Raw genomic sequence first — 8,600 nt, 5'->3', positions numbered from 1 at the left:
CCGTACGAGCACGGTTACCGATCATGCCGGACCGCTGGCCTCGGCCACGTTGTCCGAAGCCAGCAGCGGTGAAGCTGTTCTGGAGCACTACGGGCTCGGTCGTCGACGCCTCGTCCCCGTCGGTGGTAATGCTGCTCGGAGGGTGCGTTGCACTCCTCGCCGCAGCCGTGACCCACGCTGCCGCTTTGCGGGATCAGTAGGAAAGCCGCACTCGGTGTGCCGGTCAGCCGAAGGGCAGGACCTGGGTGCTGCCGCCGGCGGAGACCCAGGCCGAGTTGGGCCGGACGGTATGAGGAGCAGCGCCGCCGGGCCGGCTCCCTGCACGCAGGGAGCCGGCCTGGAGCGCGAATTCGGCGATCCGAAGCGTCAAGGCGCGTGTGTTCACCGGTAGCGCGTGATCCGGACAGCCATCACGCCCTCAAGCTCCACATCGGCTCCCTCGCCGGTAGCTACGTCGAGGAGCACCGGCCCGCTGGACGTATGCGCCACAGCGATCAGTCTTCCGACGCTCTCCCGCCCGCGGCGGTCACGCCGGCGGACCCAGGCCAGCATGCGAGCGCCGTCCGGGGTGCCGACCACCCCGGCCATTGCGGTCGGCCAGTCCGCGAACTCGGCTGTTTCCAGGACCGGCCCCAGCTGAGCCAAGGTAGGTGCGAACCAGGCTGCTTGGCCAGGAGCGGGGGGCAGAGCCATCCCGTCCACGCCCGGTACGCCGTCTGCGAGCCACCGGTCGAGCCAGCCCCAGGGGTCCGTGTTGGGCAGCCCGAACGGGGAGGTGTCGTCCTTCGGCACCACCACGGCAGCGTCCAGCATTCCCAGGGACCAATCCCCGCTCGCGAGAAAGGCGCGGTTGTTGCAGGCGAAGAGCCAACCCCGCCCGAGATCGTCCTGTTCGCCGGGATCGACGAGAACGACCTCGTCACGGTAGTGCTCAGCCAGCCACGCCTCGGCCTTGACCACTGCGGACGCCAGGTCGGTGGCGGTGCGCCGCCACGGCGGCGAGAGGGCGGACACACCACCGCGCGGCCGGTGGAAGCGGGCCAGGGAGAGTTGGCGCACCCCAGTTGCATCGAGGCGGGCGAGTCCGCCGCTCTGGCCGTCCAGCACAACAACGCGGTTTCCATCGTTGTAGGCGTACAGCAGATGCCCGGTTGCCTCGAAACCGCCCAGCTCACGACGGACCCGCACGACACCGCGCGTGTCCTGGCCGCCTTGGTCGACAGCCGCGAGCACCTCGTCCCAGTTCGCACAGGTGCCGACCTCGGCGCCGGCGAAGTATCGGCGGATCAACCGTCCCCACCAGCCGGGCGCTTCGTGGTACGGCTGCCACGGCAACATGCTGACCGCCGCCTGGTCGATGGCAGCGTCCACCGCCACCACACAGCTCCGGGCGTTGACTCGGTTCTCCCAGTCCTGCCGAGTGCGCGGACCCGGGTTCTGGGCGAGCGCCATCGCATCTCCCCAGGGGTCGCTATTGCCAGGGTGGAACGGAGCTGAGCCGTCCTTCGGTACGACGATGGAGGCGTTGAGCATCTGAGTGGTCTTGTAACCGGGTTCAGGCAACGCGCGCAGGGCGTACCACCACACCTGTTCGGTTTCGGCGACCGGCTGGTCTGTGGCGAGATCGACCACGGGCCCGTAAAGCTGTTGCAGCCAGGCCCGCGTACGAGCAGTGGTGTCGTTCACAGTTCAGAGTCCGGGGGCGGGGGGAAAATGCCGGTCTCCAGGAAGTAGCGACTCTGTTTGACGGAGAGTGCTGACGGGACGAATTCGACTGCGCCGGTGTCCTTACGAACGTACAGGCACCGGTTCATCGGTCGCGTGCTGGCATCGCCCGTCTCCAGGTACTCCTGGGTGTCGAATCGCACCTTCCAAGCCCACCCGCACTCCTCGACCCATTCGTCCCGAAGTGCGACAGTCGGCGGCGCCATGGGGTAGAGACCGGCAAGACGGATCCGAACCGCCTCGATTACTTCCTGTCGAGTCATCGACGCAAAACTCCTCACGCAATAGGTCGGCGAAATCCCGGCTGCAGCTATCGATAAGGCATATATTTTATACTAGTGATGTCATCCGTCTCCAGGGTTGCCAGCCTGCCAGTTTGACCGTCTATATAGATCACGCGACCATCGACGTTGACCACGTTGAACACATGACCCGTGTAATCCCCCCGATCGATCGACACAACTCCGCGAGAACCGGGACCTCTTGCTGACATATCCTCGCTGATCACATCGTAGCCGCGGACCGGATGGAACGATGCTTCCGGATCCCCGAGCTCTTTTCTGTACAGATCTTCCATTTCCGGATCAGTGCGCCCCTTCTGGAGCGGGGCGGTGTACACGTCCAGGCCGTCAAGCCTTCTGTCAACCGCGACAACATTATTGGTGCAGTTCACGTTATATCCCGGTTGTCCGGCTTCGAAGCGCGGACTATTCAGGTCCTTCAGCCACGGGAATTCGCTGTCGATCAGGGCCTGGGCCTGCTCCGGTGTTACCGAACCTGCGTGGTAGGCCGGGTACGTGGTTTGGGTTTCCGGCCGCCACGGACCCTTCGGCTCGAAGATGTCCTTGTACCAGTCGGCTGCACCACCCTGCTCGGCCGCCTTCTCGGCGGCGTCCTTGGCTGCCTGTTCGGCGGTGTTCTTGGCCGCGTTTTCGGCTACGGCGGTGGCTTCGCGTTCGGCGGCGGTGGCGGCGGCACTGCCGCCTCCGGTTTCGGGGGCGAGCAGCAGGTTGCCGAAGAGTTTGCCGCCGGCTTCGGCGGGGTCGGAGCCCCAGCCGCTGCCGACGAGGCCCTTGACGGCTTCGACGGGGTTGTTGGCGGACCCGGACAGGCCGGCCAGGAGGCCGGAGAGGCCTGTGGCGTACTCGGCGGGGTGGGTGGCGTTGTAGGGGTCGATCGGGTTCACGCTGCGCAGGAGCTTGTTCAGGTCGACGGCGCTCTTCACGACGCCGCCGCCGAAGTGGAGGACAAGCTCCGGGACGGACGTCGCGGTGTCCATCACTTCGGCCTTGAGGATCTCCGTGCGGCTCGGCATCGCCGGGGCGGATTCCACGAGCGCCTTGACGGCCGCGAGGGCCGTGCGGGCGGCGGAGTCGCGCTGGGTGCGGGCGGCGTCGAGCTTGTCCTCGGCCTCCTTGAACTGGGCGACCGCGTCCGCGGGGGGCTTGAACTCGCCGGGGTCGGCCGGCGGGTCCCCCTGGCGCTGGTCGGCCGGCGTCGCGTTGTACGCCTTGAGCCGCAGGTTGTAGGTCATCGCGTCGTTCATGTAGGTCTTGGCGGCGGCGTCCGTCTTCTTCTGTGCCTCCTTCCAGATCCGGACGGCGTCCTTGGCCTGGTCCTGGGCCCAGCTGACGGTGTGGGCGTAGGTGGTCAGGGCGATGCCGGCCTTCGCGAAGGCGTCGGCTGCCGCCAGCCATTGCTTGGGCTGGGGGTCGAAGTCCCGGCGGAAGTTGTCGGCGGCCTCTCCGGTCCAGTGGTCGGTGTCCAGGCGGGTCAGGCCCTGGCCGGCCTTGTCGAACGCGTCGTGGAACTTCTGCAGGTGGCCGGCGACCTCGTTCAGCTTCTTGGCGTCGCCGTGGAGCAGTTCCTTCGGGTCGTCGCTCTGGTCGAGGTTGCGTTCCTTGACCTTGACGCCGGCGTCGTCGGCGATGTCGTCGCCCCAGCCGCTGACGGTCTGCCCGGCGCCGTGCAGGCCGGCCGCATCCAGTGCCTCCCCGGCCAGGTGCCCGCCCTTCTGCAGGCCCTTGGCGACGAATTTCGTCCCGCTGTCGACGGCATCGTCGACGAAGTCCAGCGCGTCTCCGAGAAATCCCACGACGTCACTTCTCCGCAGCCGGCGGAATGGGGCCGACCGTCGCGTTCAGCGTCATGTTGACGATGCCGGGTTTCTGGAGCGCGTCCTGGGCCGCCTTCTGCCACTGCTGCTTGATGTCGGCCTCGGCCTTGTCGAACGACTTGCCGGAGTAGTCCGGGTGCATGATGTCGTTGATCGGGTTGTCGCCCCACACCTGCGACCACGACTCGTGCTCGACCTGCTCCTCGGTCAGGTGGGGATTGCCGATGATGCCGGCCACGACGTCCTTCCCCAGCCCGCTCGCGTACTGCTCCTGCTCGTAGTACGTACCGGCCGCCAAGCCGACCTTGCTCGCCATGTCCGAGCCCTTCACCACCAGCGACCTGACCGCCCAGCTCCAGCGCTCGCAGAACTCCACGAACGTCGTGGACAGTTCGAAGTCACCGGCCTCCATGCCGCCCAGCTCCAGCTCGGTGAAACCGTTCCCGCCCTCCGCGATCCCGGCTATGCCGATCGACTTCAGCTCGGCGATCACCCCGGTCAGGCCGTCCGCCACCAGCTTCAACGCCTCGGGATCCGCCTGATAGCCCTCACCCAACGCCCACATCCCCCATCGTCACCGGCCCGTCCAGAGCCACCTCGTCCGGCACGATCCCCCGCACCGGAGGAAAGAGCATCGGCTCCTTCCCCGCCACATCCAGTGCGATCCCCCCGGGAACACCAAGCCCCGGCACCGCCACATCCAACAACCGGCTACCGAACACCGTCATGTACGGGAAACCATCAAGCGACAGCCCCTTCGACCGCACGAACGCCGCCAGCTCCTCCTCGGACGAGAACGCGAAAATCCACCGCAGACCCCCCTCGTCCGCCGTCCACACCGCCTCATCACCCCACAACGGCACCAACACGGCACTGAGCCGAAACTGCGCCAACATCACCGACGGATCCCCGACCCCCGCCCGCAACATCCGCACCTGATGCACCAAGCCTGCATTACGCACCGTCACCCCCCTACACCGAGCTCTCGACACCCTAGCGCACACGCTTTTGAGCAGAGCGTCACGGGCTGGGCGCCCAAACACCGAGTGCGTAGAGGGCATGCGGTGGACTTGCTGCCATATGGGCGGGTTTTATCCGTACGGCGAAGGTATGTGTGCCAACGGCACACCGCTCGGAGCGGGGCGGGCCGCGGAGAGGAATTCTGGGCCAGGCCTCGGTGGTGGCAGCCCCAACGCGAAGACGGTTTGGGCCGAGCTCGACCTCACCGATGCCACCTGCACCCCGCCATGGCCCGGGCGGCGCGATCCTCTGCACCCTCCTGCCCTTCGCGCTCCTGCTCGCGCGCGGCACCCAGGTGGCCGCGTGGGCCCCTACCGGCGCTGCGTCTCACAGCCCGCCCACGACTGCCTCAGCTGCCCCGTGCTCACGGACCCCCGCCCCGCGAGTTGCCGGTGAACGCCCCCCGCATCCTGGTCCGCGTCGAGGAGCGCGTCACGGACGGCATCTGGACGGCCCAGGGCTACGACCTGCTGTGGCCGGCCTCCGGACCCGAGGACCGCGACTACCGGACCGGGGAGCCCTGGGACTACGAGCAGATCTACCAGCTGACGGGCTGGAAGGTCGGGCGGCAGTTCTGGGACGAACACGGCCGGGGCTTCTGGCTGGAGCGCACGCTCGCCGTCCGGGCCCTGCACGTGGAGATCCGCACGCGGCGCAACCGGCACGCCGTCATCGTCGGCGGCACCCGCGCCGCGCTGGTCGTCTGCTCCGGGAAGTGCCGGTACGACGAGCGGTTCCTCAACCTGATCAGCCACCACACCCCGGGGAGCGCCGACGAGGAGCGCGTCACCCCTACCGATCGGGACCTCGCCGGCGCCCGCGCCGAGGCAACTACGAGATCCGCCTGACGGTCCGCCGGCCTGAGACCGTCGCCGAGCTGCTGCACGTCAGCTTCGACGGCTCGACCTGGACCACGGAGCAGATCACGGCCATCACGACCGCCGCGCTGCCGCTGCTGGACGCCGGTACCGCCCAACCCGGCGGCTGACCGCCGCCCCGGGCCCCGCCCTCGGTGCTTTCGTCGACGAAAGCACCGAAGTCCCCGCTCGAACGGGGGTCACCATCCCCATCTGAGAAGGTTTCATGTGGTATAGCTCTTCATAGCGGGGTTGGCTTGGCGGCCACTCCGGTCAACCCGCACCACCGAAGGGAAACCCCGTGTCCAGCAGCAGCCTGCGCCCGTTCGGCCCCCTCACGGCCGCCGCCGCCTTCACCGCCGACGTACAGGCCCTCACCGCCGAGGCCATGCCGCATGGCCTGGTCTTCGGCGTGACGTCCGGCCGCCACAGCGTCGTCGTCCGCGCCAACCGGGCCAGCGGGACCGCAACCGTGCGGATCAACGACCAGGAGGGCCGGTAGTCGAGACCACCGCCGCGCCCGACGGCGACCCGAGCGCGTTGCACCGCTTCTGGAACCAGGTCGAGGAACTCGGCGTCCGGCCCGCGCCCGCCGAGGCGCCGGGGCGCAGCGTCGGCCCCTCGCGGACCCGGCGGTGGCCGCCCTGCTGGAGGCGGCCGCCGATCACCTGGCCCTGGTGGGCCTGCACCAGGGCGAGCGGGAGTGGGCGCAGGCTCCATGGACCGGCCCGGCCACGGTCACCCATGCGCTGGTGGCGGCCGCGCGCGCCCGGCGCGGGCTCCTGCGGGAGCAGCGGGGCGCCCTGGTGGACGCCGCGCTGATCGTCCTGGCCGATCACGTCCACGGCCGTCCCGTCGTGGTGCCGCACTGGTGGAGGAGCGGGGCGCAGGCGTACCGGCGCGCGACGGTGTGGAACTGGGGCGACGCCGGGGGCCGCACGACGGCCGGTGCCTGGACGCCCGGGCCGCGATCACGCCCGACGGCGACGAGCGCCCCGCCGGTGTCCTGTCGGTGACAGCGACCGCGCTCGACGCCGCCGACGACCCGATCTCCGATTGCCACTGGGACCTCGGCGCCGGCGCCCTCCCGGCGCTGGCCTCGCACTTCCGGTGACCGTCGGCCGCGTGCCGTGCGCGCCGCGGGCCCACAGCCCGTACCCGCGGGCACACTCGGCCTGCGCGCCCACCCAGGCCTGCCCCCAGCAGCGGCGGTCGGCACCACGGTCGACGCCAGTACATCCGCAGCCGTCGGCGTTTTCGTCAACGAAAGCGCCGACGTCCTGCACCCCGCCCGAACCGATCCTCCGAACCACACCTTCACGGGCCCGCCCACACACACCCAGGAGAACCGCCATGGCTCACGCAACCCGACCGATACTGACCGAGGCCGCTGTCCAGTCCGTCCTCACCGACGCCGGCTGGCTCCTGGCCACCGACGAGCACGGCAAGATCTGCGACGTCGACGGCCTGGCCGACGCAGGCGATTTCAGCACCCAGGCCCAGGACCCGACGCCCGACGGCAGCTGCGCCAAGGTGCTGCTCCTGTGCCGGACCCCGGACTGCGTACCGGTGCTGACGGAGATGAGCACCCACCTGCTCCAGGCCGGTTTCGGCAGCCGGCCCTCCGACGACGGCATGGAGTTCCTGCTGATCTTGCCGCGGCCGGACGGCGGCCACCGCCGGCGACCGGGCTGACGAATGCCCTGGTCGACGCGCTGATCGAGAACGCCACCGGCTGTGGCGACACCGGAGGCGGGTGCCGGCCGGGCTGTCCTCCGGGGGTGCACCGCGACACCCGACTACCGGTCGCATGTTTTATGTAGTATCGTTCCTCGTGTCGCAAGGGTCGGTTGCCGGCCCCCACCACCACGAAACGGAGGCCCGCGATGATCCCCGCCGGCCGCGAGTACGTCACCACCGAGCAGGCCGCGAAAATTCTCGGCGTCGCCTTCTCCACCTTCCAGAGCCGGCGGCAGTGGGAGAAGTTCCCCGCCAGCGTGAAGAGCTTCGCCCGCGTCGACCCCGACGCCAAGCGTCCCCTGCGCCTGTGGGACAAGGAGCAGGTCCAGGCCTGGGCCAAGCAGCGCGAGCTCCCGCTCGACAAGCAGGACATCCCGGTCCTCCCCCTCGACCCGCAGAACAACCCCGCGGACCAGCGCGACGGGGACCTGCTCGACTGGATCGAGGCTTGGGAGTCGCTGCCCGAGAACGACCGCCCCCACAAGGACGCCTGGCCGGACTACGTCAAGAAGCCGGCACCCGGGAAGAAGGTGCGGACGATCGGGCCGGAGTCGAAGACCGAGATCAACGGCGTCCGGTACTGGGAGCGCGGCACCGTGCGGCGGTGGAACGAGAACCGCCCCAAGGGCCACGGCGCCGCCCGCACCGGCGGCCGCAAGGCCGGCAGCCCGAACCAGGTGGCGTCCATCCGCAAGGACGCGGTCGAGCGGGTGGCCCGCACGGCCGAGCTCCTCGCGGCCGCACCCGCGGACACGGCGGCCGCCGTCATCGCGCAGAAGCTGGTCGAGGAGTTCGGGTTCACCAAGCGCACCGGCGAGCGCCTGGTGGCCGACACCCAGAAGGGCCTCGCCCTGCGTAACAAGGTGGCCGTCGTGCAGCAGGAGCTCTGGGACGAGCCGCGGGAGCGCATCGTCAAGGTCCTCGCCGACGACCTCGACCTGCCGCCGGCCGTCGCGGCCCACGTGCTCGACGACGTCCTGGCGCAGCGGGCCAAGGGCCAGCCGCGGGCAAAGCGGAAGTAGCTCCGCATCAAGATGCCGGATTCCTTGAGTGGACGTTAAGTCCTGTTTCTCTTGTTTCGTGATCGCTCGTACGTGTGAACGTTGGCCGTACTGGCGTGCTGGCCGGGGTTCGGGTGATGT

At 69.1% G+C, this 8,600-nt stretch carries 10 protein-coding genes; 5 read left to right on the top strand and 5 right to left on the bottom strand.

Features of this window, described 5'->3' with window-relative positions:
* Positions 1 to 381 precede the first annotated feature (381 nt).
* The 5 genes from ACFV1W_RS39495 to ACFV1W_RS39475 are packed head-to-tail and all read right to left on the bottom strand — an operon-like array spanning position 382 to position 4,809.
* Entirely contained in the window at positions 382 to 1,686 is a 1,305-nt protein-coding gene (locus ACFV1W_RS39495) for a YrhB domain-containing protein (protein WP_380422288.1), read from the bottom strand.
* Positions 1,683 to 1,988 carry a YrhB domain-containing protein gene (locus tag ACFV1W_RS39490; RefSeq protein WP_380422287.1) on the bottom strand — a complete coding sequence of 102 codons (306 nt, stop codon included), beginning with the start codon at positions 1,986 to 1,988 and terminating at the stop codon, positions 1,683 to 1,685. The genes ACFV1W_RS39495 and ACFV1W_RS39490 overlap by 4 nt, the downstream gene beginning before the upstream one ends.
* 47 nt (positions 1,989 to 2,035) lie before the next feature.
* Complete coding sequence (locus ACFV1W_RS39485; protein ID WP_380422285.1) at positions 2,036 to 3,820, bottom strand: putative T7SS-secreted protein; 1,785 nt, start codon at positions 3,818 to 3,820, stop codon at positions 2,036 to 2,038.
* A 4-nt stretch (positions 3,821 to 3,824) separates the two neighbouring features.
* On the bottom strand, positions 3,825 to 4,397 hold the full coding sequence (locus tag ACFV1W_RS39480) for a hypothetical protein (protein ID WP_380422283.1): 573 nt from the start codon (positions 4,395 to 4,397) through the stop codon (positions 3,825 to 3,827).
* Positions 4,390 to 4,809, bottom strand: a complete 420-nt coding sequence (locus tag ACFV1W_RS39475) for a hypothetical protein (protein ID WP_380422282.1) — start codon at positions 4,807 to 4,809, stop codon at positions 4,390 to 4,392. The genes ACFV1W_RS39480 and ACFV1W_RS39475 overlap by 8 nt, the downstream gene beginning before the upstream one ends.
* A 444-nt stretch (positions 4,810 to 5,253) precedes the next feature.
* Between ACFV1W_RS39475 and ACFV1W_RS39470 the strand changes: the two genes are divergently transcribed.
* The 5 genes from ACFV1W_RS39470 (at position 5,254) to ACFV1W_RS39450 (ending at position 8,480) form a co-directional block, all read left to right on the top strand.
* Entirely contained in the window at positions 5,254 to 5,709 is a 456-nt protein-coding gene (locus tag ACFV1W_RS39470; RefSeq protein WP_380422280.1) for a hypothetical protein, read from the top strand.
* Positions 5,710 to 6,019: 310 nt separating this feature from the next.
* Positions 6,020 to 6,220 carry a hypothetical protein gene (locus ACFV1W_RS39465; RefSeq protein WP_380422279.1) on the top strand — a complete coding sequence of 67 codons (201 nt, stop codon included), beginning with the start codon at positions 6,020 to 6,022 and terminating at the stop codon, positions 6,218 to 6,220.
* A 133-nt stretch (positions 6,221 to 6,353) separates the two neighbouring features.
* Positions 6,354 to 6,734, top strand: a complete 381-nt coding sequence (locus tag ACFV1W_RS39460; protein ID WP_380422277.1) for a DUF6197 family protein — start codon at positions 6,354 to 6,356, stop codon at positions 6,732 to 6,734.
* A 337-nt stretch (positions 6,735 to 7,071) separates the two neighbouring features.
* Entirely contained in the window at positions 7,072 to 7,413 is a 342-nt protein-coding gene (locus tag ACFV1W_RS39455) for a hypothetical protein (protein WP_380422276.1), read from the top strand.
* Between the two features lie 191 nt (positions 7,414 to 7,604).
* Complete coding sequence (locus tag ACFV1W_RS39450; RefSeq protein WP_380422274.1) at positions 7,605 to 8,480, top strand: helix-turn-helix transcriptional regulator; 876 nt, start codon at positions 7,605 to 7,607, stop codon at positions 8,478 to 8,480.
* Positions 8,481 to 8,600 lie beyond the last annotated feature (120 nt).

It is taken from the genome of Kitasatospora sp. NPDC059648 (assembly GCF_042734825.1).
In the GTDB taxonomy this organism is placed as follows: Bacteria; Actinomycetota; Actinomycetes; order Streptomycetales; family Streptomycetaceae; genus Kitasatospora.
Note: the sequence above shows the minus strand (reverse complement) of the source record. Positions and strands in the feature narration are given on the sequence as shown.

Coding starts and splice junctions, on each gene's coding strand:
- ACFV1W_RS39490 (WP_380422287.1), bottom strand. CDS start 1,988: ATGACTCGACAGGAAGTAATCGAGGCGGTTCGGATCCGTCTTGCCGGT.
- ACFV1W_RS39455 (WP_380422276.1), top strand. CDS start 7,072: ATGGCTCACGCAACCCGACCGATACTGACCGAGGCCGCTGTCCAGTCC.
- ACFV1W_RS39450 (WP_380422274.1), top strand. CDS start 7,605: ATGATCCCCGCCGGCCGCGAGTACGTCACCACCGAGCAGGCCGCGAAA.